This is a genomic window from Nocardia sp. NPDC003269 (genome assembly GCF_042888005.1).
Taxonomy (GTDB): Bacteria; Actinomycetota; Actinomycetes; order Mycobacteriales; family Mycobacteriaceae; genus Nocardia.
Genome location: NZ_JBIAPA010000002.1, coordinates 1,477,655 through 1,501,161, shown reverse-complemented (window position 1 = coordinate 1,501,161; position 23,507 = coordinate 1,477,655). Strand labels below are relative to the sequence as shown.

The 23,507-nt window shown below is 69.8% G+C and carries 24 protein-coding genes; 8 read left to right on the top strand and 16 right to left on the bottom strand.

Going from position 1 to position 23,507, the window contains the following annotated elements; translation table 11 throughout:
* Positions 1-153: 153 nt before the first annotated feature.
* Positions 154-1,785, bottom strand: a complete 1,632-nt coding sequence (locus ACFYWJ_RS17340; protein WP_355275979.1) for an ABC-F family ATP-binding cassette domain-containing protein — start codon at positions 1,783-1,785, stop codon at positions 154-156.
* A gap of 147 nt (positions 1,786-1,932) precedes the next feature.
* On the opposite strand from ACFYWJ_RS17340, the gene ACFYWJ_RS17335 reads away from it, so the two are divergent.
* A complete protein-coding gene (locus ACFYWJ_RS17335; protein ID WP_355275981.1) occupies positions 1,933-2,697 on the top strand; it encodes an SDR family oxidoreductase in 765 nt (254 codons plus the stop codon).
* 78 nt (positions 2,698-2,775) lie between these two features.
* Here the strand turns inward: ACFYWJ_RS17335 and ACFYWJ_RS17330 are convergent, their stop codons facing one another.
* Positions 2,776-5,103 (bottom strand): MMPL family transporter, encoded by a 2,328-nt coding sequence (locus ACFYWJ_RS17330; RefSeq protein ID WP_355275983.1) that lies wholly within the window; start codon positions 5,101-5,103, stop codon positions 2,776-2,778.
* 178 nt (positions 5,104-5,281) lie between these two features.
* On the bottom strand, positions 5,282-6,367 hold the full coding sequence (locus ACFYWJ_RS17325) for a lycopene cyclase family protein (protein WP_355275985.1): 1,086 nt from the start codon (positions 6,365-6,367) through the stop codon (positions 5,282-5,284).
* A 109-nt stretch (positions 6,368-6,476) separates the two neighbouring features.
* Between ACFYWJ_RS17325 and ACFYWJ_RS17320 the strand changes: the two genes are divergently transcribed.
* Both ACFYWJ_RS17320 and ACFYWJ_RS17315 read left to right on the top strand, forming a co-directional pair.
* Positions 6,477-7,394 carry a Ku protein gene (locus ACFYWJ_RS17320; RefSeq protein ID WP_355275987.1) on the top strand — a complete coding sequence of 306 codons (918 nt, stop codon included), beginning with the start codon at positions 6,477-6,479 and terminating at the stop codon, positions 7,392-7,394.
* 15 nt (positions 7,395-7,409) lie between these two features.
* Entirely contained in the window at positions 7,410-7,955 is a 546-nt protein-coding gene (locus ACFYWJ_RS17315) for a GNAT family N-acetyltransferase (protein ID WP_218718217.1), read from the top strand.
* A gap of 14 nt (positions 7,956-7,969) precedes the next feature.
* On the opposite strand, the gene ACFYWJ_RS17310 is transcribed toward ACFYWJ_RS17315, so the two are convergent.
* Positions 7,970-8,581, bottom strand: coding sequence for a TetR/AcrR family transcriptional regulator (locus ACFYWJ_RS17310; protein WP_355275989.1), 612 nt, complete (start codon positions 8,579-8,581; stop codon positions 7,970-7,972).
* Between the two features lie 275 nt (positions 8,582-8,856).
* On the opposite strand from ACFYWJ_RS17310, the gene ACFYWJ_RS17305 reads away from it, so the two are divergent.
* From ACFYWJ_RS17305 to ACFYWJ_RS17295, 3 genes are read left to right on the top strand one after another with little or no spacing between them, the layout of a single operon-like run.
* The gene (locus tag ACFYWJ_RS17305; protein WP_387162519.1) at positions 8,857-9,729 is read left to right on the top strand and encodes a MetQ/NlpA family ABC transporter substrate-binding protein; all 873 of its coding nucleotides are present in this window, start codon (positions 8,857-8,859) and stop codon (positions 9,727-9,729) included.
* Positions 9,726-10,739: a methionine ABC transporter ATP-binding protein gene (locus tag ACFYWJ_RS17300; RefSeq protein ID WP_355275991.1), complete on the top strand. Its 1,014-nt coding sequence runs from the start codon at positions 9,726-9,728 to the stop codon at positions 10,737-10,739. The genes ACFYWJ_RS17305 and ACFYWJ_RS17300 overlap by 4 nt, the downstream gene beginning before the upstream one ends.
* The gene (locus tag ACFYWJ_RS17295) at positions 10,739-11,401 is read left to right on the top strand and encodes a methionine ABC transporter permease (protein WP_355275993.1); all 663 of its coding nucleotides are present in this window, start codon (positions 10,739-10,741) and stop codon (positions 11,399-11,401) included. Before ACFYWJ_RS17300 ends, ACFYWJ_RS17295 begins: the two co-directional genes overlap by 1 nt.
* Positions 11,402-11,467: 66 nt before the next feature.
* On the opposite strand, the gene ACFYWJ_RS17290 is transcribed toward ACFYWJ_RS17295, so the two are convergent.
* The 3 genes from ACFYWJ_RS17290 to ACFYWJ_RS17280 all read right to left on the bottom strand — a co-directional run bounded on the left by ACFYWJ_RS17290 (position 11,468) and on the right by ACFYWJ_RS17280 (position 14,062).
* On the bottom strand, positions 11,468-11,968 hold the full coding sequence (locus tag ACFYWJ_RS17290; protein ID WP_357345193.1) for a DUF4189 domain-containing protein: 501 nt from the start codon (positions 11,966-11,968) through the stop codon (positions 11,468-11,470).
* Positions 11,969-12,212: 244 nt separating this feature from the next.
* A complete protein-coding gene (locus ACFYWJ_RS17285) occupies positions 12,213-12,770 on the bottom strand; it encodes an NADAR family protein (protein WP_355281255.1) in 558 nt (185 codons plus the stop codon).
* A 68-nt stretch (positions 12,771-12,838) separates the two neighbouring features.
* Positions 12,839-14,062 (bottom strand): helix-turn-helix domain-containing protein, encoded by a 1,224-nt coding sequence (locus ACFYWJ_RS17280; RefSeq protein WP_355281256.1) that lies wholly within the window; start codon positions 14,060-14,062, stop codon positions 12,839-12,841.
* Between the two features lie 157 nt (positions 14,063-14,219).
* Between ACFYWJ_RS17280 and ACFYWJ_RS17275 the strand changes: the two genes are divergently transcribed.
* Positions 14,220-14,849, top strand: coding sequence for a TetR/AcrR family transcriptional regulator (locus ACFYWJ_RS17275; RefSeq protein ID WP_355281258.1), 630 nt, complete (start codon positions 14,220-14,222; stop codon positions 14,847-14,849).
* A gap of 59 nt (positions 14,850-14,908) precedes the next feature.
* Here the strand turns inward: ACFYWJ_RS17275 and ACFYWJ_RS17270 are convergent, their stop codons facing one another.
* The 9 genes from ACFYWJ_RS17270 to ACFYWJ_RS17230 all read right to left on the bottom strand — a co-directional run bounded on the left by ACFYWJ_RS17270 (position 14,909) and on the right by ACFYWJ_RS17230 (position 22,279).
* Positions 14,909-15,337: a DUF4189 domain-containing protein gene (locus ACFYWJ_RS17270; RefSeq protein ID WP_355281260.1), complete on the bottom strand. Its 429-nt coding sequence runs from the start codon at positions 15,335-15,337 to the stop codon at positions 14,909-14,911.
* A 114-nt stretch (positions 15,338-15,451) separates the two neighbouring features.
* Positions 15,452-15,826 carry a hypothetical protein gene (locus ACFYWJ_RS17265; RefSeq protein WP_355281261.1) on the bottom strand — a complete coding sequence of 125 codons (375 nt, stop codon included), beginning with the start codon at positions 15,824-15,826 and terminating at the stop codon, positions 15,452-15,454.
* Between the two features lie 126 nt (positions 15,827-15,952).
* On the bottom strand, positions 15,953-16,336 hold the full coding sequence (locus ACFYWJ_RS17260; RefSeq protein WP_355281263.1) for a metal-sulfur cluster assembly factor: 384 nt from the start codon (positions 16,334-16,336) through the stop codon (positions 15,953-15,955).
* Positions 16,336-16,812 (bottom strand): Fe-S cluster assembly sulfur transfer protein SufU, encoded by a 477-nt coding sequence (sufU, locus tag ACFYWJ_RS17255; protein ID WP_355281265.1) that lies wholly within the window; start codon positions 16,810-16,812, stop codon positions 16,336-16,338. Before sufU ends, ACFYWJ_RS17260 begins: the two co-directional genes overlap by 1 nt.
* 3 nt (positions 16,813-16,815) lie before the next feature.
* Positions 16,816-18,069, bottom strand: a complete 1,254-nt coding sequence (locus ACFYWJ_RS17250) for a cysteine desulfurase (protein WP_355281267.1) — start codon at positions 18,067-18,069, stop codon at positions 16,816-16,818.
* A gap of 1 nt (position 18,070) precedes the next feature.
* A complete protein-coding gene (gene sufC, locus ACFYWJ_RS17245; protein ID WP_355281269.1) occupies positions 18,071-18,838 on the bottom strand; it encodes a Fe-S cluster assembly ATPase SufC in 768 nt (255 codons plus the stop codon).
* Between the two features lie 35 nt (positions 18,839-18,873).
* The gene (sufD, locus tag ACFYWJ_RS17240; RefSeq protein WP_355281270.1) at positions 18,874-20,052 is read right to left on the bottom strand and encodes a Fe-S cluster assembly protein SufD; all 1,179 of its coding nucleotides are present in this window, start codon (positions 20,050-20,052) and stop codon (positions 18,874-18,876) included.
* Positions 20,052-21,488, bottom strand: a complete 1,437-nt coding sequence (sufB, locus tag ACFYWJ_RS17235; protein ID WP_218718234.1) for a Fe-S cluster assembly protein SufB — start codon at positions 21,486-21,488, stop codon at positions 20,052-20,054. The genes sufD and sufB overlap by 1 nt, the downstream gene beginning before the upstream one ends.
* A complete protein-coding gene (locus ACFYWJ_RS17230; RefSeq protein ID WP_387162531.1) occupies positions 21,485-22,279 on the bottom strand; it encodes a helix-turn-helix transcriptional regulator in 795 nt (264 codons plus the stop codon). The genes sufB and ACFYWJ_RS17230 overlap by 4 nt, the downstream gene beginning before the upstream one ends.
* Before the next feature lie 424 nt (positions 22,280-22,703).
* On the opposite strand from ACFYWJ_RS17230, the gene ACFYWJ_RS17225 reads away from it, so the two are divergent.
* Positions 22,704-23,501 carry a rhomboid family intramembrane serine protease gene (locus ACFYWJ_RS17225; RefSeq protein ID WP_387162790.1) on the top strand — a complete coding sequence of 266 codons (798 nt, stop codon included), beginning with the start codon at positions 22,704-22,706 and terminating at the stop codon, positions 23,499-23,501.
* Positions 23,502-23,507: the final 6 nt, after the last annotated feature.

Here is a 23,507-nt window from a genome sequence, read left to right as displayed (position 1 = left end):
AGCTGATTCCAGGCTAGACACTCCGGACTCGGTGATCAACGAAAACAGTGATGAAACTCACGCGAGTGCCGCGAGTTCCCTCCCGACACAGCGTTTCACGCGCGACACACCGCCGTCACGGCCTCGGCGCGACCGCCGCACGCCGCCGACGGCTCAGGCGAGGTCGATCAGCTCGGCGTATTCCTTCGACCAGTGGTCCTCGGTGCCGTCCGGCAGCAGGATGACGCGTTCGGGGTTGAGCGCCTCGGCCGCGCCCGGGTCGTGGGTCACCAGGACGACGGCACCCGCGTAGGTGCGCAGCGCCTCGAGCACCTGCTCGCGCGAGATCGGGTCGAGGTTGTTGGTCGGCTCGTCGAGCAGCAGCACGTTGGCCGCCGAGGACACCAGCCCGGCCAGCGCCAGCCGGGTCTTCTCACCGCCCGACAGCGTGCCCGCGGGCTGCTCGAGCTGCGGGCCGGTGAACATGAAGGCACCGAGCAGGCTGCGCAGCTCCTGCTCGCCCGCGTCCGGGGACGCGTGCCGGATGTTCTCCCACACCGTCGCCTGATCGTCGAGGGTGTCGTGCTCCTGGGCGAAGTAGCCGACCTTGAGGCCACGGCCCTGCTCGACACCGCCGGAGGTCGGCGTCTCGACGCCGGCCAGCAGCTTGAGCATGGTCGTCTTACCCGCGCCGTTGAGGCCGAGCACCACGACGCGGCTGCCCTTGTCGACGGCGAAGTTGACGCCGGTGAAGATCTCCAGCGACCCGTAGAGCTTGGTCAGGTTGTTCACCATGAGCGGGGTCTTGCTGCACGGCGCGGGCTCGGGGAAGCGGATGCGGGCGACCTTGTCGGCCACGCGCACGTCGTCGAGCTCGGCCATCAGCCGCTCGGCCCGGCGCACCATCTGGTGTGCCGCAGCAGCTTTGGTGGCCTTGGCGCCGAGCTTGGCGGCCTGCTGCCGCAGCGCGCTCGCCTTCTTCTCGGCGTTGGCGCGCTCGCGGACGCGTCGCTGTTCGTCGGTGGCGCGGGCGTCGAGGTACTTCTTCCAGCCCATGTTGTAGACGTCGGGCTCGCCGCGCACCGCGTCGAGGAACCACACCTTGTTGACCACGGCCTCGAGCAATTCGACATCGTGGCTGATCACGATGAGGCCGCCGTCGTGGTTCTGCAGGAACCCGCGCAGCCAGGTGATGGAGTCGGCGTCGAGGTGGTTGGTCGGCTCGTCGAGCAGCAGGATGCGATCGGAGCGACCGCCCGAACCGTCGGAGGCCGAGAACAGGATGCGGGCCAGCTCGATGCGGCGGCGCTGACCACCGGAGAGGGTGCGCAGCTGCTGGCCGAGGACCCGGTCGGGCAGGCCGAGGCTGTTGCAGATGCGGGCGGCCTCGCTCTCGGCGACGTACCCGCCGAGCGAGGAGAACTGATCCTCGAGGCGGCCGTACTTGCGGATCGCCTTCTCGCGTTCCTTCTCGTCGACCACCTCGGCCATCAGCGCCTGCTGCTTCTCCATGTCCCGGATCAGCGTGTCCAGGCCGCGCGCGGAGAGCACCCGGTCGCGGGCGATCACGTCGAGATCGCCTTCCTTGGGGTCCTGCGGCAGGTAGCCGATCTCGGTGGAGCGCGTGATCTTGCCCGCGTACGGCTCACCCTCCCCCGCGAGGATGCGCAGGGTGGTGGTCTTGCCGGCGCCGTTGCGGCCGACCAGTCCGATCCGGTCGCCGGACTGCACCCGCAGCGCCGGCCCGGGGGCCGCGAGCAGGGTGCGGACTCCGGCCCGGACCTCCAGGTCGGTCGCCGTGATCACAGGGCTTCTCCTCGTGTCGCACAGAATGGTGACGCCGAACCGACCCATCGTGCACCGTCGGCCTCGGCAAGAACCACCCATTTTACCGTCCGCCGACGCGGCGGCCGAACCGGCGCCGCCGGGTGTGAGCGTGGTTACTCTCGTCGCATGACTACCGATCTACTTGGCAGGACCGCCCTCGTCACCGGAGCGAGCCGCGGCATCGGCCTCGCCACCGCCGCCGAACTCCTGCGCCGGGGGGCCAACGTGCTGATCACCGCGCGCAAGCCCGAGCCGCTCGAGGCCGCGGCGACCGAGCTGCGCGCACTCGGGCACAAGGGGCAGGTGAGCGCGCTCGCGGGCAACGCGGGCGACGCCGATTCCCGCGCCGAGGCCGTGGCCAGGGCGGTCGCGGAGTTCGGTTCGCTGGACATCCTGGTCAACAACACCGGTATCAACCCGGTCTACGGCGCGCTGATGGACGCCGACCTGGGCGCGGTCGGCAAGATCTTCGACGTCAATGTGGTGGCCTCGCTCGGCTACGTCCAGCAGGCCTACCGGGCGTGGATGGCCGAGCACGGCGGCGCGATCGTCAATGTGGCCAGCGTGGCCGGGATCCGGTCCTCGGGCGTCATCTCCGCCTACGGCGCCTCCAAGTCGGCGCTGATCCGGCTCACCGAGGAGCTGGCCTGGCAGCTGGGCCCGAACATCCGCGTCAACGCGGTGGCGCCGGGCGTGGTGAAGACCAAGTTCGCCGACGCCCTGTACTCCGCCGACGAGGACCGCGCCGCCAGCGTGTATCCGCTCAAGCGCCTCGGCGTCCCGGAGGACGTGGCGAGGCTGATCGCGTTCCTGGTCTCCGACGAGGCCGCCTGGATCACCGGCGACTGCGTCCGGGTAGACGGCGGTCTGCTCGCCACCGGCGGTATCTGAACCACCCCCGCACACGCCGAGGGCGGCATCGGTGTCGCACGGATACCGATGCCGCCCAGCGGAACTACGACGCGGGGGTCAGTCCGTGGACTCCCGTCCGGCGGCGGCGAGGCCCTCCTCGGCGCGGGCCGCTTCGGCGCGCGCGAGCGGATCGTTGACCAGTGGTTCGGCCTCGGCCACCGGCCTGCCGGTGGTGACGCCCAGCGGATCACGCACGGGGACATCGTGACTCAGCGACCGGCCTGCGCCGCCCTCGTCCAGGCCCCACCGATCGTGCAGGCGGCGCAGGAATTCCGGCGCGTACCAGTTGGCGTCGCCGAGCACCTTCATCGCGGCGGGCAGCAGGAACCCGCGCACCAGGGTGGCGTCGACGATGACCGCCAGCGGCAGACCGATGCCGAAGGCCTTCATGAAGGTGATGTCGGAGGCCAGGAAGCCGAGGAACACCACCGAGATCAGGACCGCGGCGGCGGAGACGATGCGGCCGACCCGTTCCAGGCCGAGCGCGACGGCGGTGTCGTTCTTGCCGGTCCGGTCGTACTCCTCGCGGATGCGCGAGAGCAGGAACACCTGGTAGTCCATCGCCAGGCCGAACGCCGCGGCGAACAGCATCACCGGCACCGTCGCGGCCAGATCGCCGGTGACGGTGAAACCGAGCAGCCCGGACAGGTGCCCGTCCTGGAAGATCCACACCAGCGCGCCGAAGGTCGCGGTGAGACTCAGCGCGCTCAGCACCACCGCGAGCACCGGCAGCACCACGCTGCCGGTGAGCGCGAACAGCACGATCAGCATCACGATCACCACGAAGCCGAGCGCCCAGGGCAGCGCGTCCTCGATGGCACCGATGGAGTCGACATTCGCGGCGGGCACGCCGCCGACCAGCAGCTCGCTCGGAGTCTCGATGGCCCGCACCTGCCCGACCAGGTCCGCCAGCGCCGCGCTCTCGGTGGTGGCGGGCACGATCGACAGGTAGACGGCCCGATCCGCCCGGAACCGGGCGTTGGCCGCGGTGGGACCGGCGAGCAGACCGCCCTGGGCGTAGCTGCCGGTCGCGGTGTCGACCCGGCGCACGTGCGCCAGATCCGACATCTGCCGGGCGATGGCGTCCACGCCTGCCGCGCTGTACGCGCTCTCGGGCAGTACGGCGACGAGGGGGCTCTGATCGCTCTCGCCGAAGTCGGCCTGCACGATCTCGGTGACCTGGCGCGACGGCATCGACGCGGGCAGGCTCCGCTCGTCGGGGAAGCCGAGCTGCACGCCGAGGAACGGCGCGCCCAGAATCAACAGCAGCGCGGTCACGGCCAGGCCGATCGGGATCGGCCTGCGCATCACCGCGGTGGCCAGCTTGTGCCAGGCGCCCTCGCCGGGGGCCGGGCGCGGCGCCCGCAGGAACCACCAGCCCATCTGGCCCTTGTCGATGCGGGTGCCGAGCAGCAGCAGGGTGGCGGGCAGCACGGTCAGCGAGACCGTCGCGGCCAGCGCCGCGACGACGATGCCCGCGTACCCCATCGACCGGATGGCGAGCAGCGGGAAGAACAGCAGGCCCGCGAGCGCGACGGCGACGGTCAGCGCCGAGAACGCGACGGTGCGGCCCGCGGTGCGCAGGGTGGTCGCCACCGCACCGGCCGGCGTGCGGCCCTCGGACAGTTCGTCGCGATAGCGGTTGACGATCAGCAGGCTGTAGTCGATGGCGAGACCGAGACCGAGCAGCGTGGCCACATTGGTCGCGCTGACCGAGAGCGGGGTGAACAGGGTGAGCACCCACAGCGCGCCCATGGTCGTCACCACGGTGAGGAACGCGACCAGCAGCGGCAGGCTCGCGGCGACCAGCCCGCCGAAGACGAACAGCAGCGCGATCAGCGTGAGCGGGAAGGCGATCGCCTCACCCTTGGCGATGTCGGCCTTGCCCTGTTCGACGGTCTCGTGCATGAGCATGGCGAAGCCGCCCGCCCTGACCTGCAGCGTCCCGTGGGTGCCGCTGAGTTCGTCGGCGATCGCGGCGACGCGGTCGTCGATCTCGCGTTCGGTGCCGAGCACGCTGGCCACGATGAGGCCCTGCTTGCCGTCGACGCTGCGCAGCGCCGGCTGGTGGGTGGTCCAGTAGGAGGCCACGTCGGTGACGCCGGGCCGTTCCTGCAGGTTGGCCACCAGGGCCGTGGCGGCCGCGGTGGATTCGGGGTCCTCCACCGAGGACTCGGTCTCCACGAGCAGCAGCAGATTCGGCGGTGACTGCCCGAACTCGTCGCGCAGTACCGTCAGCGCCCGGCTGGATTCGCTGTCCGGGTCGGTGTATCCGCCGCCCTCCACCCGCTCGAACAGCGTGGCGCCGAGTGCGCCGAGCACCACCGCGAGCACCGCGAACACGCCGAGCACCCAGCGGCTGCGCCGCTTGGTGAATTCGAACACCGATATTCCCCTAACTAGTCACGCAACTGGGCGGCACGCACGTCGACGCGCGGGGCTGGGGGAACTCCCGGCCGGTCCGCCTCGTCGGCCCGAATCTGTTGGCGGGTCGGCGCGTTCGCTCGGCGATGGTAGCAACTTCGTGGCGGCGCCGCCGGGCCTCGGGCCGACCCCGCGGACGCTAGGCGGTTGCTCGTCCGCCGACTCCGGCCACCGAGGTCGCGAGCGTGCGGCGCAGACGCGGTGGGAGCGCGGCGAACAGCCCCCGCATCGCCGCCGCGGTACCGCGCAGATCGGCGTTCCCGGACAGGTACGCGCGCTGCATCGGGGCGGGGAGCGCGAAGAACGCCTCGAAGAAGATCGGCAGGTCGCGGGGCGGGAGCGCGAGCAGCGCGCGCAGCCCGGCCCGGCGCAGGACGGCGACGGCCCGCGCCTGTGCCGTCCAGGGCGTGCCGCCCATCGCGACGGTGTCGGCGGCGCGCAGCGCGGCCGCCACGCTGTAGCCGGTGGCGGGGTGGGTCATCCCGCCCGCCGCCCCGATCCGGCCCCGGCCGGGCGTACCGCCCTGCACCGGAAAACGCACCCGCTCGACCGGTTCCGTCCCGGCGAACGGGATGCCGCGGGCGCACAGCCGACGTTCCAGCCGCTCCCGCAGGACCGCGGGATCGAGCGCGGGTCTGCCCGCGAGGCAGGTCTCCTCGACCAGGATCGTGTCCGGGCCGAGCGGGACCGCGTAGAGGAACGACGGCGGATCGTCAGGGCCGGTGCCGTTGTCGCGGCGCCAGTCCATGAACAGCGTCGGCTGATCGGGGGCGAGGGTGTCGCGGCGCAGGATCATCCCGTAGGCGGTCTGTTCGGCCCGGCGCGGCGATCGGGCCAGGCCGCGCGCGTCGAGCACCCGGCCGGTCAGTGTCCGTCCGGCGGCCGTGCGCACGGTGCGCGCGTCCAGGTCGACGACCCGGTCGGCGATCACCCGCGCGCCGTCGAGGGTCAGCGAGCGCTGCAACGCCGCGGTGTCGAACACCTGGTACGCACGCTCGAGCCGGTGCTCCCCCACCGCCCAGGCCGTCGGCCGGTCGACGGTCGCGGCGACGACGGCCGGGTCCAGCCAGTCCGGGAGTTCGTCGGCCCAGGCCGCGTAGGTCGGCGTCCAGCCGCGCTCGGGGTGCGGGTCGATCACCGTCACCGACAGGCCGTGGGCCAGGGCGCGATGGGCCACCGCCCGGCCCGCCGGGCCGAGTCCGCAGATGATCACCTCGGCGTGCACCCGTCGATTGGATCAGACGCCACGATTTCAAGCACCGCCGCGTCACGGCCGGGCACCGGTTCGGCGGCGTCGGCTCGCCCCCGCGCGATCTATCGGCCATCATGGGGAAATGAGATCGATCTGGAAGGGCTCGATCGCATTCGGGCTGGTCAATGTCCCGGTCAAGGTCTACACCGCGACCGAGGACCACGATATTCGGTTCCATCAGGTCCACGCCAAGGACGGCGGCCGGATCAAATACGACCGTGTCTGCCAGGTGTGCGGCAATTCCGTCCAGTATTCCGACATCGACAAGGCCTACGTCTCCGCCGACGGCGACCAGGTCGTGCTCACCGACGCCGATTTCGCGAAACTCCCGGCGGCGGAGAAACACGAGATCCCGGTGCTGGAATTCGTGCCCTCCGAGCAGATCGATCCGGTGCTGTTCGACAAGAGTTACTACCTCGAACCGGATTCGGCCACGCCCAAGGCCTATCAGTTGCTGGCCGCCACGCTCGAACGCATCGACAAGACCGCGCTGGTGCACTTCACGCTGCGGCAGAAGACCAGGCTGGCGGCGCTGCGGGTGCGCGACGGCGTGCTCGTGCTGCAAACCCTGCTGTGGCCCGACGAGGTGCGCGCCGTCGACTTCCCCGCCCTCGACGACGCCCCCGCGCCGCGCCCGCAGGAATTGAAGATGGCCGAAACCCTGGTCGAGTCGATGTCGGGCGATTTCGATCCCACCGAATACACCGACGAATACCAGATCGAATTGCAGAAACTGCTCGACGAGGCGATCGCCAGCGGATCCGGCAAGGTCGAGACCGCCGCCTCGGCCGAACCCGCCGAACAACCCGATGCCGAGGTCGTCGATCTGGTCGCGGCGCTCCAGCGCAGCCTCGAGGCCAGCGGTCGCCGCGACGCCGACGCGGCACCCGCACCCGCGAAGAAGGCGGCGAAGAAAGCGCCGGCCAAGAAAGCCGCCCCACGCAAAGCCGCGGCGAAGAAATCCACGGACAGCAAGACCGCGGCGCGCAAGGGCGCATAGGGCAGACTGGCCCGCATGGACTCCTCGATCGCTGTCGTGCCGATGGGGCTGGGACATCTGCGGCAAGTCCTCGACCTCGGCCACCAGGTGTTCGACACGACCACCAAGCCCTACACCTCGTGGTCGCTCACGGCGGTCGCCGAGCATCTGGACAGCCCCGACAACGCCTGCTGGGTCGCCCTGGACTCCGATCGGGTCGTCGGCTTCGTGCTCGGCTCGATGGAATTCGAGCACCGCGACGACTGGGCCTATCTGGAATGGATCGCGGTCGCCCCCGACATGCAGGGGCACGGCATCGCCCGGCGGCTGGTGAACGTGTGCTCGGAAGCGCTGTTCGCGCGCGGCGCCCGCCACATCGTCACCGATGTCGAGGACCGCAACAGCGCCTCGGCCGCGCTGATGACCAGCACCGGCTTCGTGCCCGCCGCGACCGTCACCCTGCTCGTGCGCCCGAACCCCGACGAGGCGGGCGGCGAGCAGCCGCTGCCGCCGATGTCGGCCACCACCCGCCACGATCTCATCCGGCGCGGCCGGTTGTCGGTGGAGCACCCACGCCGCTGAGCGGAGCGCCGCCGCTAGGACGGATCGGCGGGCACCACGCCCGCCGCGAGCGCGTCGCTGACCATCCGGGCGACGATGCGCGCGAGTTCCGGTGCGCGCGCGGGATCCTCGTCGAGCACGACGATCCACGCGAACAGCGGACCGAGCAGTAGCGCCTGGGTGATCGCCGGATCGGGGCGCCGGGTCAGGTCGCCGCGGGCGATGGCGCGGTCGAGCAGCTCACCGATGACGGAGCGTTCCACCGCCAGGTAGGTGGTGGTGAAACGTTCCGTCAGCGTGGCATCGGCTCGGATATCGGCGAGCAGCCCCGTCATCACGTCGGAGCCGGAGCGACGGAGTTGCTCGCCGATCCGCTCGATCAGCGCGCCCAGGTCGCCCTCGAGGGTGCCGGTGTCGGTGGGCGGGGCCTCGTCCAGGTCGTGCAACACGACCGCGAACGTCATCTCCTGCTTGGTGGCGAAGCGGCGGTAGATCGTCGCCTTGCTCACCCCGGCCCGCGCCGCCACCGCGTCGACGGTGAGCGCCGCGTACCCGGACTCCGCCAGTACCCCGGTCACCGCCGCCGCGATCGCGGTATCGACCCGGCTCTCGCGGGGGCGTCCGCCCGCTGATTTCGACGTCCTCATGCTCGCAGCATACGAAACTCCGATTCTCGTATGCGGCGATCCCTCATCGCGGAACCTCGCCTCCAGCTCACGCAGCGTCGCCTGCGGATCGGCCGGGTCGTCGGTCCCGAGGATCCCGGCCGCGGACGGCGCAGAACTCGCATCGTCCGCAAAGTAGTCGCACGTCCAGGAGTTGCCGAGGGTTTCGCTCGAGGCAACGCAAACCGTTGTTTCGGCGTACGAACGGCGGCTTGGATGACCGGGTTCATCCTCAGCGAGCAATTCGGGAGCATCAAGTGAAATTCCGGCGGGTACTGGCGATCCCGGTCCTGGTAGCAACCGCGGCCCTCACCCTCACGGCGTGCGGTTCGGACGACGCGGACTCCGGCACCGTGGTGCGCATCGGCACCACCGACAGGGACAAGGCCTGGGACGTCTTCGAGCAGAAGGCCAAGGAGCAGGGCATCACCCTGAAGGTCACCAGCTTCTCCGACTACAAGCAGCCCAATGCCGCGTTGTCGCAGAAGCAGATCGACGTCAACCTGTTCCAGCACCTGCAGTTCCTCGGGCAGTACAACGTGGCGAGCTCGGACACGCTGACCCCGATCGGCGCGACCTACATCGTGCCGCTGGGCCTGTACTCCAAGAAGCACAAGGCGCTGGCCGACATCCCGGCCGGCGGTCAGATCGCGATCCCCAACGATCCGACCAACCAGGCCCGCGCGCTGTTCGTGCTGCAGGCCGCCGGGCTGCTGAAGCTGACCGGCACCTCCGCGCAGCCGACTCCCGCCGACATCGACAAGGGCGCCTCCAAGGTGACGGTGACCCCGGTCGACGCCGCGCAGACGGCGCTGTCGCTGGCCTCGGTCGACGGCTCGGTGATCAACAACACCTTCCTGGACCGCGCCGGGATCGATCCGCATTCGGCGCTCTACAAGGACGATCCGAAGAACCCGGCCGCCGAGCCGTACATCAACGTGATCGTGACGCGGGCCGAGGACAAGACCGACCCGACCTACCTGAAGCTGGTCGAGATCTGGAAGGACCCGGCCGTGGCCGCCGCGCACGCGGAGGTCACCAAGAACACCGCGGTCGCCGTGACCCGTCCGGGCCCCGAGCTCGAGCAGATCCTCGACCGGGTGCAGCAGGGCATCCGCGCGAACAAGTGAGCGCACCCGACGCCGCGGTCGAATTCCGTTCGGTCAGCAAGGTCTTCGGCAGCGGCGCCGAGCGGCACGTCGCGCTCGACGACATCGATCTGCGGATCGAGGCGGGCGAGATCTTCGGGGTGATCGGCTACTCCGGGGCGGGCAAGTCGACCCTGGTCCGGCTGATCAATGCCCTGGAGAAGCCCACCTCGGGCACGATCACCATCTCCGGCGCCCCGATCACCGGGGTGCCGGAGTCGGCGGTGCGCACCCTGCGCCGCGATATCGGCATGGTGTTCCAGCAGTTCAATCTGTTCCGCTCGCGCACGGCCGCGGGCAATATCGAATATCCGCTCAAGGTGGCGGGCTGGAAGCGCGCCGAACGCAAGGCGCGCGTCGCCGAGCTGCTCGACTTCGTCGGTCTCACCGAGAAGGCGCGCGCCTACCCCGATCAGCTCTCCGGCGGGCAGAAGCAGCGCGTCGGCATCGCCAGGGCGCTGGCGACCTCGCCGTCGCTGCTGCTCGCCGACGAGGCGACCTCGGCGCTGGACCCGGAGACCACCGCCGAGGTGCTGCGGCTGCTGAAGAAGATCAACGCCGAGCTCGGGGTGACCATCGTGGTGATCACCCACGAGATGGACGTGATCCGCGCGGTCGCCGACCGGGTGGCGGTGCTGGCCGAGGGCCGGATCGTCGAATTGTCGCCCACCTTCGACGTCTTCGCGGCGCCGCGGGCCGCGCCGACCCGGTCGTTCGTGGCCACCGTGCTGCACAACCGGCCCGACGCGGCCGAACTCGCGCGCCTGCGGGAGCTGCACGGCGGCAGGCTGGTCACCGTCGACGTCGACGACGACAGCGGGATCGGCGCCGCGCTGGCCGCCGCGACCGCCGCCGACGTGCGCTTCGAGATCGTCTACGGCGGGGTGAGCACGTTGCAGGACAAGACGTTCGGCAGCATCACGCTGGCGCTGCACGGCCCCGACGACGCGCTCGACCGCGTGGTCGCCGACCTGGAGCGGAAGGCGAGCTGATGGAGACCAACTGGGAGAAGCTGCGGCCCACGCTGTTCGAGGCGATCGGGACCACCGTCTATCTGGTCGGCGTGACCTTCGTCGTGGCCGGGGTGATCGGGCTGGCGCTGGGCACCGCGCTCTACACCACCCGCCGGGGCGGGCTGCTGGCGAACGCGCCGGTCTATCTGGTGCTCAATGTGCTGGTGAACGTGGTGCGCCCGATTCCGTTCATCATCCTGCTGGCGGCGCTGGGTCCGGTCACCCTCGAGGTCGTCGGCACCACGATCGGAACCGAGGCCGCGCTGTTCGTGATGATCGTCGCGGCGTCGTTCGGCATCGCCCGGATCGTGGAACAGAATCTGGTGACGGTCGATCCGGGCGTGATCGAGGCGGCGCGCGCGGTCGGCGCCGGTCCGCTGCGGATCATTCTCACGCTGCTGATTCCGGAAGCGCTCGGGCCGCTGATCCTCGGCTATACCTTCGTGGTCATCTCGATCGTGGACATCTCCGCCATGGCGGGCACGGTCGGCGGCGGCGGACTCGGCGATTTCGCGCTGGTCTACGGCTATCAGCAATTCGATTGGGAAGTCACGATCGTGGCGACGCTGATCATCATCGCCGGCGTGCAGGGTGTGCAGTTCTTCGGCAATTGGCTGGCCCGGAAGGTATTGCGGCGCTGAGAATACCGGTGGGGAAAGAGAACGGGGTGCGGACCGATTCGGTCCGCACCCCGTTGTCTGGATTCGTCAGACGTTCGCCGTGCAGGCGGACAGGATGACGCTCGCCGCGCGCGGCGAGGCCGAACCCGGGTCGGGGAACGGCGGCGCGCTGATTCCCAGCACGTCGACCGCCGAGCGCTCGGCCGCGGCCAGGGAGTGGTCCCAGGACCAGCCGAAGCGGTAGTCGGCGCCCTGCGCGACGGCACCGCAGGCATTGCGGAACTCGACGACGATCTGGCAGTCCCAGACGCCGCACTCGGCCAGCGCGGCCTGGCTCGCGGCCGCCCAGCTGCCGTAGTTGACCGCCGAGGCGACCACGGCCTCCTTCGACGACAACGCCAGCGCGCCGTAGAGATCACCGGCGGCGGCCTGGAAGCCACCGTCGCGCGAGACGGCGGTGTAGCCGGGCGCCTCGGCGATCGCCACGCCGCTCTCGGCCGCGGCGGCCGAGCCGGCGTTCACGACGGTGAACGCGGCCACCGCGGACATGGCGGCCACACCCAGGGCATATTTGCCCACAACAGACATCAGTGAATCTCCCCATCGAAAAATCGGCTTCGCGGTCGAAGCCGAACCAATCATGAACCGCCACACGGGTCATCGAGAAATAGCTTTCCCGAATTGCCCGCCCGGCCGGGTTCCGCGAATTCCGCCGCGCGCCGGCATGAGCACGACGCCAACCGAATTCGCCTACCGTGACGCCCGAATCCTCCCGGTCCGTCCGTCCGCCACAGACTAACAACCCCCACCGACAACCGGGGATCGCCGGCGGCTAGCCCGCCGCGGCGAGCACCTCGCGAGCGCGCATCAGGGCGAAACCGAGCAGGTTCAGCCCGCGCCAGCGCGCCGGGTCGGTGGTGCGCGCGTCGTCGGCGGCCAGGCCGATCCCCCAGATCCGGTCCACCGGGCTGGCTTCGACGAGAACGCGCGCGCCGGTGCCGAGCAGGTAGGCGCGCAGGGCGTCGTCCTGGCCGAACTTGGCCACGCTGCCCGCGACGACGATCTCGAATCGCGCACGCTCCCAGACGGTGTCGTCGAAGGCGCGGATCTGCCTGCCCAGCTTCTTGGCCACGCTCGGATGGTTCGCGTCGAGCACGCGAGCCGCCGTGCGCTCGTCGTCGAACAGCAGCGCCTTGCGCCACATCATGTAGTGCTCCGCGCTGCGGAACGCGGTGCCGTCGACGACGAATTCCGCGGGCCACCACTGGCTCAGGCAGCTCGCGCCTACGGTGCCGTCGGCGCGCGGGGTATGGCCCCAGAACGCCAGGTATTTCGGTGCCGCGCCCTGCTCGATCGCGTGACACAGCTGCTCGATGGTCTCGACGGTCATATCCCCTCCCGGGTTTTGGTCCACTGAACCATATACCGGAGAGGGGACACCGCGCCAACGGTTTCGGATCAGGCCAGGCGGGCTTCCACCGTCGGCCCGGAGTGGAAGCTGCGGGCGATCATGGCCGAGCGCAGCTGCCACAGCCCCGAGCCCTGGGCCGGATCCAGACCGGTGAGCTGCGCGATGCGGCGCAGGCGGTAGTCGACGGTGTTGGTGTGGATGTGCAGCAGGCGGGCCGTGCGCCTGCGGTTCATATTGTTGGCGATGTGCACCCGCAAGGTCTCGAAGAGCTCGGGGTGGCTGTCCAGCGGCGCGAGCAGCTCGCCGAGGCGGGCGCGGCCGGGGCCGGGACGGGTGAGCTGGTACTCCAGGGCCAGATCGCCGAAGCGGTACAGGCCGGGCTCGCAGTCGAGCCGTTCGACCATGTCCAGCAGCTCGTGCGCGCGCTCGGCGGCCGAGGGGATCTCCGCGGTGGCCGCCGGGACCAGCGCGCCGGTCACGTCGACATCGGCCGCGCGCGACAGCGCCGCGATCAGGGCGTCCAGGGCGCTGGAGTCCATCAGCTCGGCCGGGATGAGCAGGGTCCCACCGTCCACCGACAGCAGCGACAGCACCTGGTCGCCGCCGTGGTGCGCGAGCGCGGCCTGCACCCGGCGCAGCGCGCGCCGGGCCACCACCGCCCGGTTCACCCGCGGATCGGCGGCCTCGGAACGACGCCGGATCGACAGCGCCAGCACCGAATACGCCTCGGCGACGGCGATTCCGCACTCGCGCGCCATGGTGACCGTCGGCTGCCCGGCCAGCAGCGCCGAGGTGAGCGTGTGCACGGCCGTGTGATGCTCGCCCGCGACGTCGCGGTGCTCGCGGATGTAGGCGCGGGTCACGGTGGTGCACAGCTGATCCGAGATCGCCACCGCCCGGCGGAAGCCGTCGAGCAGGCTCGCCCGGTCGTCGTCGGCGACCGCGTCGAAGACGGCGTCGAAGCTGATCCGCACACCCTCGTGGAAGGCGTGGAGGATGGCGTCGATCGGCACGCCCTCGCGCGCCCAGCCCGCCGCGGCGACCGAGAGCCGGTTCAGCCGCTCGGTCTCGTCGCGGCCGTCGAGCATCCCGCCGACGATCTCCAGGCACAGGCGGGTGACCGCGGTGACGTCACCGGAGATCGCGTCGCCGGGTAGCGTCCGGCAGGTGGCCACGGTGTCGACGAAGTGGCTCACCAGCGTGCCCGTCAGCGTCCGGACATCGCGCAGCGGCTGCCACATCGGGGCTCCATCCACGGGGATCGTCATCATCGTCGACTCCTTCCACACCGCGTCGGCGCGGCCGGCGGTGGTTCAGCTGCCGTAGTGCGCGGCCCCGGTGATGGCCTACACTCCGGTTTCTCCATGATCATGACTCTAGGATGAGCAACTGCTCATCTTCTACTCCTCTTTCGACCGAGGTCTCCGAATGCCACCGCACGCCGACAAGCAGCGCAAACGCCCCAAGCAGGACCGGGCGAAGGAGACGCGCGCCCGCATTCTCGCGGTGTCCGCTCATCTTTTCGGCAGCCGCGGAATCGGCAACACCTCGACCAATCGGATCGCCGCCGAGGCGGGCATGAGCATCGGCACCCTGTACCGGTACTTCACCGACCGCGACGAGATCGTCAAGGAACTCACCGACAGCCTGTTCCTGCAGGTCGAGGACCGCTACAGCCGCCTGCTCACGGGCTCCGCCGACAAGACCCCGCGCGACGCCGTCGCCGAGGTGATCCGGATCGCGGTCGAGATCCTGATCGCCAACGGGCCGCTGGTGCGCGCCCTCGTCGCCGATCTGCACTTCTACGGCAGCGGCATCCCGGAATTCGAGCCGCGGCTGCGGATGATCATGAAGCTGTACCTGATCCAGATGCTCGGCCCGACCGAGAACCTCGACATCGACACCATGGCCTTCGTCGTCCTCAACGCCGGCTTCGCCACGGCGCTGCGCTCGGTCGAGATGGAGAACGACGGCCTCGATCGCGAGGTCGTCATCGACCACACCGCCGACATGATCGGCGCCTGGATCGCCTCGCTCACCCAGCCGGAGCCCGCCTAGGCCCACAGACCCCGAAGGGCCCGGATCCGTGTGGATCCGGGCCCTTCGGCGTGCGGTGATCAGCGGGCGTTGGCCGTGCAGATCGTCTCGACCACGTGGGCCCCGCTGAGCGCTGCCGAACCCGTGTTCGCGAGCAGCGCCTTCGGCTCCAGCTCGCCCAGGCTGGCGTAGGCCTCGGTCTCCGCCTCACGGCTGGTGGCACCCGTGCCGATGCCGATCGCGCCCCCGTCGCCCTCGACGATGACACCGCACCCGTTGGCCCAGGCGGCCCAGATGTGGCAGTCGGCGGCGTCGCAGAGGGCGAGCGCCTCGTCGGCGGCGGCCTCGGCCGTCGGCTTGTTCACGCTGTAGGCGAAGGCCCAGTCCGCGTCGCTGAACGAGATGGCGGCGTGCAGGCTCTCCGCGTTCGCCGCACCGGCGCCGAGGACCGAACCGGCCGCAAGGCCGAGCGCCGCGACGGCGAGACCGGCCTTACCCAAGAAACTCATCGAACAATTCTCCTCTGGAATCTGTCCCGGAAGTCCGGAACCTCCGGATTATTGCCGAACAACGGCGTACATCCAATAGCAGGGAGGAAAATCACAGCGCGACAAAGGAACACATCACCACGGCCCGACGAGGAATTCCAGCAGCGCCAGCCCGACGGCGCCCAGAAACGCGACGAACAATCCGGCCGCGCCGGCGATCAGATAATTGCGCCCGGTCGGTGCCGGATTCCCCCACGTCATGAGCAGACCACCCAGCGCACCGGCCACCGCGAGCACCACCGCGCCGCCGAGCACCAGGTAGAAGATGCTGCCGACCGCCGCCGTCGGGGCGCCGCCTATTCCGCTGGTATAGCCGACGAGCGGCACCGGAAATCGATAGACGGCGGCCGTCGTCGCGGCCGCCACCGGCGCGAGAACGACCGCGGCGAGACCGCCGACGAGCGCGTGCCTGCCGCGTTCGGCGGCACTGCTCCTGCTCGACTCGGCCATTCCTCCATAATCCTCGTCGCGGCCGCACCCGCAACCGGATATCGGTGCCCGGCGGCGAATCCGGCGGGGCCGCGGGAACCGGAAAGGCCCGGATTCCCAAGGAATCCGGGCCTTGTCGCGCAATTTCTAGACCGTGAAGCCGAGGGCGCGCAGCTGTTCGCGACCGTCCTCGGTGATCTTGTCCGGGCCCCACGGGGGCATCCAGACCCAGTTGATCTTCAGGTCCTCGACCAGGCCGCTGCGCACCAGGGCGTTGCGGGACTGGTCCTCGATGACGTCGGTCAGCGGACAGGCCGCCGAGGTCAGCGTCATATCGAGGGTGGCGATGTTGTCGTCGTCGACGGACATGCCGTAGACCAGGCCGAGGTCGACGACATTGATGCCCAGCTCGGGGTCGACGACGTCGCGCATGGCCTCCTCGAGATTCTCGAGGTGCTCGACCTGTTCGGGCGTCAGCTCCACCTCGGGAGCGGCGGCCTCGGTGGCTTCGACAGCCGGTGTCTCACTCATCACGCTTCCCCATTTCCCATGGCAGGCTTGACTTCTTCGGCCGAGGCGATCCGCACGACGGCGTCCTTGAACGCCATCCACCCCAGCAGTGCGCACTTCACCCGCGCCGGGTACTTGGCGACGCCGGCCAGGGCGATGCCGTCGCCGATCACGTCCTCGTCGCCCTCGACGGTGCCGCGACTGGAGATCATCTCGCTGTAGGACTCGACCACCTTCAGCGCCTGCTGCACCGGCAGCCCGATCACCTGATCGGTGAGGATCGAGGTGGCGGCCTGGCTGATCGAGCAGCCCTGCCCGTCGTAGGACACGTCGGCGACCTCGCCCGCGTCGTCGATGTGCACGCGCAGGGTCACCTCGTCACCGCAGGTCGGGTTCACGTGGTGCACTTCGGCACCGAACGGCTCCCGCAGCCCGCGGTGGTGCGGGTGCTTGTAGTGGTCCAGGATCACTTCCTGGTACATCTGCTCCATGCGCATGACTTATGCAACTCCGAAGAAGCTTTGAGCCTTCCGCACGGCCTGCACCAGCGCGTCCACCTCGTCGAGGGTGTTGTACACGGCGAACGACGCGCGCGCCGTCGCCGCGACACCGAACTTGCGGTGCAGCGGCCAGGCGCAGTGGTGCCCGACCCGGATGGCGACACCCTGGTCGTCGAGGATCTGGCCCACGTCGTGGGCGTGGATGCCGTCGACCACGAACGCCACCGCGCCACCGCGGTCCACGTTCTCGGTCGGCCCGATGATCCGCACGCCCTCGATCCCGCGCAGGCCGTCGAGCGCGGCGCCGGTGAGCGCGTGCTCGTGGGCCGCGATCGCGTCCATGCCGAGGTCTTCCAGGTAGCGGACCGCGGCGGCCAGCCCGACGACCTGCGAGGTCATCGGCGTGCCCGCCTCGAAGCGCTGCGGCGGCGGCGCGTAGGTGGTCTGCTCCATGGTGACGGTCTCGATCATCGACCCACCGGTGATGTACGGCGGGGTCTCCTCGAGCAGCGACCGCCGGCCGTACAGTCCGCCCACGCCCATCGGGCCCAGCATCTTGTGGCCGGAGAACGCGGCGAAGTCCACGCCGAGCTCACGGAAGTTCACCGCCATGTGCGGCACCGACTGGCAGGCATCGAGCACGACGAGCGCGCCGACTTCCTTGGCCCGGCGCACCAATTCGGCCACCGGGGCGACCGCGCCGGTCACATTGGACTGGTGGGTGAACGCGAGCACCTTGGTCGCGGGCGACAGTTCGAGCGAATCCAGGTCGATCCGGCCGTCGTCGGTGATGCCGTACCACTTGAGCGTGGCACCGGTGCGACGCGCGAGTTCCTGCCACGGCACGAGATTCGCGTGGTGCTCGAGTTCGGTGATCACGATCTCGTCGCCGGGACCCACCCGGTGGGGGAACCGGTCGTCGCCGAAAGCGTTGGCCACCAGGTTCAGCGACTCGGTCGCGTTCTTGGTGAACACGATCTCCCCGGCGTCGGCGCCGACGAAACGGGCGATGGCGACGCGGGCGTCCTCGTAGGAGTCGGTCGCCTCCTCCGCCAGCTGGTGCGCGCCGCGGTGCACGGCCGAGTTACGGGTGAGCAGGAAGTCGCGCTCGGCGTCCAGCACCTGCAGCGGACGCTGCGAGGTCGCCCCGGAATCCAAGTACACCAACGGTTTCCCGTCCCGGACCGTGCGGTTCAGGATCGGGAAGTCGGCCCGGATCCGGGCCACGTCGAGGGCCGGCACCGTCGCGGTCATCTCAGGCTCCAGCGGTCGCGGAGGTGAAGCGCACGTAGCCGTTCGCGTCGAGTTCCTCGGCCAGCTCGGAGCCACCCTCGGCGACGATCTTGCCGTTGACGAACACGTGCACGAAGTCGGGCTGGATGTAGCGCAGGATGCGGGTGTAGTGCGTGATCAGCAGCACGCCGCCGTTCTCGCGCTCCTTGTAGCGGTTGACGCCCTCGGAGACGATGCGCAGCGCGTCGACGTCGAGGCCGGAGTCGGTCTCGTCGAGGATCGCGATCTTCGGCTTGAGCAGGCCCAGCTGCAGGACCTCGTGGCGCTTCTTCTCGCCACCGGAGAAGCCCTCGTTGACGCTGCGGTCGGCGAAGGCGGCGTCGATCTCGAGCTCCTTCATCGACTCCTTCACCTCCTTGACCCAGGTACGCAGCTTGGGGGCCTCGCCACGCACGGCGGTGGCGGCGGTGCGCAGGAAGTTCGACATCGAGACACCGGGGACCTCGACCGGGTACTGCATGGCCAGGAACAGGCCGGCGCGAGCGCGCTCGTCGACCGACATCTCCAGCACGTCCTCACCGTCGAGGGTGATGGTGCCCTGGGTGACGGTGTACTTCGGGTGACCCGCGATCACGTAGGACAGCGTCGACTTGCCCGAGCCGTTGGGGCCCATGATGGCGTGCGTCTCGCCCGAGCGCACGGTCAGGTTCACCCCGTTGAGGATCTTCTTGGACTCACCCTCGGGGGTGGTGATCTCGGCGTGCAGGTCCTTGATTTCCAAGGTGGTCATCGAATTCGAATTCCTTCGTGGGAGGTAAGAGTGGGTCAGATACCGACAGTGGCGAGCTCGGCCTCGATGGCCGCCTCCAGCCGCTCCCGGACCTCGGGGACCGCGATCTTCTGGATGATCTCGTGGAAGAAGCCGCGCACCACCAGGCGGCGGGCGACGTCCTCCGGAATGCCGCGAGCGCGCAGGTAGAACAGCTGCTCGTCGTCGAAACGGCCGGTGGCACTGGCGTGTCCGGCACCGGCGATCTCGCCGGTCTCGATCTCCAGGTTCGGCACCGAGTCGGCGCGCGCGCCGTCGGTGAGCACCAGGTTGCGGTTGGCCTCGTAGGTGTCGGTGCCCTCGGCGGCCGCGCGGATCAGCACGTCGCCGACCCACACGGTGCGGGCATCGCCCTTGGCCGAGGCCGGATCACCCTGCAGCGCACCCTTGTACAGCACGTTGGACTTGCAGTTGGGCTCGGAGTGATCGACCAGCAGCCGCTGCTCGAAGTGCTCACCCGCGTCGGCGAAGTACAGGCCGAACAGCTCGGCCTCGCCACCGGGACCGGCGTAGCGCACGGTGCCGGTGAGCCGGACCAGGTCGCCGCCGAGGGTGGCCGCGAAGTGGCGCACGGTGGCGTCGCGACCCAGCTTCAGGTGATGCGCGGTGGCGTGCACGGCGTCTTCGTTCCATTCCTGGACGGCGACGACGGTCAGCTTGGCGCTGTCACCGAGCACGAATTCGACGTTCTCGGCGTAGGTTCCGCTGCCCCGCTGGTCCAGGACCACGGTGGCGACGGCGAAGTTGTCCAGGCGGATCTGCAGGTGACCGTAGGCGGTCTTGCCCTCGCCCGGACCGGTGACGGTCACGGTGACCGGCTCGGCCACTTCGGTTTCCGCGCCGATCGACACCACGGTCGCCGACTCGAAGCCCGAGTAGGCCTGGGCGGCGACGCGGTCGGCGGGGGTACCTGCCTGGCCGAGGCGGGCGTCGGTGCGGTCGACGGTCTCGACCGTGACCCCGGCGACCGGGGTGACCTCGACCGTGGCCTGTCCGTCGCGCACCGCAGTGCCGTCGTGCAGGCCGCGCAGCCGGCGCAGCGGGGTGAACCGCCACGCCTCGTCACGGCCCGACGGCACCTCGAACTGGTCCACGTCGAACGAGGTGAAGACCTCGCCCTTGTTGACCGCGGCGCCCGCGCCCGGATTCTGGGTCGGCGTCTCGAGCGACGACATCAGCCAACGGCCCCTTCCATCTGCAGCTCGATGAGCCGGTTCAGTTCCAACGCGTATTCCATCGGCAGTTCCTTGGCGATGGGCTCGACGAAGCCGCGCACCACCATCGCCATCGCCTCGTCCTCGGTCAGACCGCGGCTCATCAGGTAGAACAGCTGGTCCTCGGAGACCTTGGAGACGGTCGCCTCGTGGCCCATGGTCACGTCGTCCTCGCGGATGTCGACGTAGGGGTAGGTGTCGGACCGGCTGATCGTGTCGACCAGCAGCGCGTCACACTTCACGGTCGACTTGGAACCGTGGGCGCCCTTGTTGATCTGGACCAGGCCGCGGTACGACGCGCGACCACCGCCGCGCGCCACCGACTTCGACACGATGGTCGAGGAGGTGTGCGGGGCCAGGTGCAGCATCTTGGCACCGGTGTCCTGGTGCTGGCCGACACCGGCGAACGCGACCGAGAGCACCTCGCCGTGGGCGTGCTCGCCGGTCATCCAGACCGCCGGGTACTTCATGGTGACCTTGGAGCCGATGTTGCCGTCGACCCACTCCATGGTGGCGCCCGCCTCGGCCTTGGCCCGCTTGGTGACCAGGTTGTAGACGTTGTTGGACCAGTTCTGGATGGTCGTGTAGCGGCAGCGGCCGCCCTTCTTCACGATGATCTCGACGACCGCGGAGTGCAGCGAGTCGGACTTGTAGATCGGGGCGGTGCAACCCTCGACGTAGTGGACGTAGGCGTCCTCGTCGACGATGATCAGCGTCCGCTCGAACTGGCCCATGTTCTCGGTGTTGATCCGGAAGTAGGCCTGCAGCGGGATGTCGACGTGCACGCCCGGCGGCACGTAGATGAACGAGCCACCCGACCAGACGGCGGTGTTGAGCGCGGAGAACTTGTTGTCACCGGCGGGGATCACCGAGCCGAAGTACTCCTGGAAGATCTCCGGGTGCTCCTTGAGCGCGGTGTCGGTGTCGAGGAAGATGACGCCCTGCTTCTCCAGGTCCTCGCGGATGGAGTGGTAGACGACCTCGGACTCGTACTGCGCGGCGACACCGGAGACCAGCCGCTGCTTCTCCGCCTCGGGGATGCCCAGCTTGTCGTAGGTGTTCTTGATGTCCTCGGGCAGGTCTTCCCAGCTCTCGGCCTGCTTCTCCGACGAACGCACGAAGTACTTGATGTTGTCGAAGTCGATGCCGTCGAGGTTGGAACCCCAGTTCGGCATGGGCTTGCGATCGAAGATGCGCAGCGCCTTGAGGCGGATGTCGAGCATCCACTCCGGCTCGCTCTTCTTGGCCGAGATGTCGCGAACGACAGCCTCCGACAGGCCGCGTTGCGCACTGGCACCGGCCACATCCGAATCGGCCCAGCCGTAACCGTAGTTGCCCAGCGAGGCGATGGTCTCGTCCTGGGTCAGCGGTTGCACCTGGTCGGTGGTCGTCGTCATTCGGCACTCCTTCCGGAGTCGTTCGTTCGTCCCGCCGCGGGCTGTGCGGCGGATGGGGTGGAAGCTGTTTTCGGGAGCGCGACCAGCGGTACGTGGGTGGTGCAGGCGCAATCGCCGTTGGCGATGGTCGCAAGTCGCTGAACGTGGGTCCCCAGCAGGTCCCGGAAAGCGTCCAGTTCGGCGTCGCACAACTGCGGGAACTCCTCGGCCACGTGGGCCACCGGGCAGTGGTGCTGGCAGATCTGCACACCGGCGCCGACCTGGCGGGTGGTGGCGGCGAAACCGGCGTCGGCGAACGCTTCCGCGATCTCCTCGACCTTGGCCTCGATGACGGGCGCCGTGTGCTCGGCGACCGGCTCGATGCCGTCGACGATGACCCGAACCCGCTTGCGCGCGAACTCGGCGATGGCCGCCTCGCCGCCGATCTCGCCGAGCTGGCGGATCGCCGCGCCGGCCAGATCGTCGTAGGCGTGGCCGAGATTGCCCCGCCCCGCCGCCGTCAGCTGGTACTGCTTGGCCGGGCGGCCGCGGCCCTTCTGCTGCCACGGCGCCGACCGGCTCGCCCGCGCCTGGCCGGCGTCGATGAGCGCGTCCAGATGCCTGCGCACGCCCGCGGGCGCGAGCCCGAGCGCGGTGCCGATCGCGGTCGCGGTGATCGGGCCGTCCTCGAGCAGCAACTGGACGATCGCCGCCCTGGTGTGCCCTTCGTGCGCGGTCGCCGCTGGACCGGCGGACGACCGGGCGCCGGTCGTCTTACGACCGGTCCCGTCCACGTCTGTCCGCAAACCCACGGTTTTCACAACACCAGTGTGGCGGAATTACTTCCCTAAATCTAATAAGGGTCCCCTGACAAAGGGTGCCCTGACCTGCGAAGAAGATCGTCGGACACCGCGACCGCCCGGCAAAACCCCAGGTGCGGACGCCGCGGCCGCGTCGGCGGCCGCCGCCGGGGTGACCCATCGCACACGACCGGGGCCGCTGTCCGGCCCGCGGAATTACGCAACACCGATGTTGCGGCCCCGGTGGACGTCGCCGCGCGGTCGGCCCGCCCCGGCCCACGGGCCGTGGCACGATGACGAGGTGTCCAACCCGCCCGCACCGACGTGTGTCCGCCATCCCGACCGCCCCACCGGCCTCGCGTGCACCCGGTGCGGCAGGCCGGCCTGCCCCGAGTGCCTGCGGCCCGCCGCCGTCGGCCAGCACTGCGTGGATTGCGTGCGCCAGGGTCAGAGCGAGGTGCGCCAGGTGCGCACCGTCGGCGGCGCGACCGCGGGCGCGGCCGCCGTTCCGTACGTGACCTACGCGTTGATCGCGGTCAACGTCCTGGTCTATCTCGTCACGGCCGCCCAGGCGGGCAGCGCGATGGACAACTACCGCGGCTCGGCGCTGTTCCGGGAGTTCGTGCTGGTCCCGCTGCTGGTCGCCGACGGCGAGTGGTGGCGGCTGATCGGCTCGGGCTTCCTGCATTACGGCGCGATCCATCTGCTGGTCAACATGTTCGCGCTCTACGTCGTCGGCCGGGATCTGGAGCGGGTGCTCGGCCGGGTGCGGTTCGCGTGCGTGTACCTGATCTCGCTGCTCGGCGGTTCCGCCGCGGTGATGGCACTGTCCGATACCGTCGTCGCCACCGCGGGCGCCTCCGGCGCGGTGTACGGCCTGTTCGGCGCGGTCACCGTGACGCTGATCCGGCTGCGGCAGAGCCCGACGCCGATGCTGGTCGTCATCGGCGTCAACGTGCTGATCAGCTTCTCGCTGCCCGGCATCTCGCTGTGGGGTCACCTCGGCGGGCTGGCCGCCGGCACGCTCGCGGCGCTGGGCATCCTGTTCGTCCCGGAATGGCTGTCGGCCCGCACGCCCGAGGCCGCGCGCCGGATCGGCTGGGCGTCGCTGGGCGCGGTCGCGGTGGCGTGCCTGGCCGTCATCGTCGGGGCCACGCTGATGGTGCGCGCCGACATCCCTGGCCCACCGCCCCAGGTGTCGGCCCCCACCGCCGTGGCGCCGCAACCGCGCTAGCCGCCG